We start from the raw sequence: 840 nt of genomic DNA, 5'->3' as shown, positions 1-840 counted from the left end.
CGGAAACCGCTACATCGGAAAATCAATTGGAGAAATCACCATGGCAGTGAATGTAAACACAAACGTATCAGCGATGACCGCTCAGCGTTACCTAAACAACGCAAACTCAGCACAACAAACTTCTATGGAGCGTTTGTCTTCAGGTTTCAAAATCAACAGCGCGAAAGATGACGCTGCGGGTCTTCAAATCTCGAACCGCTTGAACGTACAAAGCCGTGGCCTGGATGTGGCTGTTCGTAACGCGAACGACGGTATCTCTATTGCACAAACTGCTGAAGGTGCAATGAACGAGACAACTAACATCCTACAACGTATGCGTGACCTGTCTCTTCAATCAGCAAACGGTTCTAACTCAAAAGCAGAACGTGTTGCGATTCAAGAAGAAGTAACAGCACTGAACGATGAACTAAACCGTATCGCTGAAACGACTTCTTTCGGTGGTAACAAGCTTCTAAACGGTACTTACGGTACTCAGTCTTTCCAAATCGGTGCAGATAACGGCGAAGCGGTAATGCTGAACCTAAAAGACATGCGCTCTGACAACCAAATGATGGGCGGCGTGAGCTACCAAGCTGAAAACGGCAAAGACAAAAACTGGAACGTTGAAGAAGGCAAGAACGACCTGAAAATCAGCCTGACTGACAGCTTTGGTCAAGAGCAAGAAATCAACATCAGCGCAAAAGCGGGTGACGATATCGAAGAGCTGGCGACTTACATCAACGGTCAAACTGACCTAGTAAAAGCGTCAGTAGACCAAGACGGCAAACTGCAAGTGTTTGCGGGCAACAACAAAGTTGAAGGTGACGTTGAATTCTCAGGCGGCCTATCTGGTGAGCTAGG

The 840-nt window shown here is 47.0% G+C and carries 1 protein-coding gene; it reads left to right on the top strand.

Going from position 1 to position 840, the window contains the following annotated elements; all coding sequences use genetic code 11:
- Positions 1-40 precede the first annotated feature (40 nt).
- Positions 41-840: flagellin (locus tag KIO97_RS24890; RefSeq protein WP_285384251.1), on the top strand; the 800-nt coding region annotated here is incomplete at its 3' end.

The organism is Vibrio sp. B181a, from assembly GCF_030248375.1.
GTDB classification, from domain to species: Bacteria; Pseudomonadota; Gammaproteobacteria; order Enterobacterales; family Vibrionaceae; genus Vibrio; species Vibrio campbellii.
Note: the sequence above shows the minus strand (reverse complement) of the source record. Positions and strands in the feature narration are given on the sequence as shown.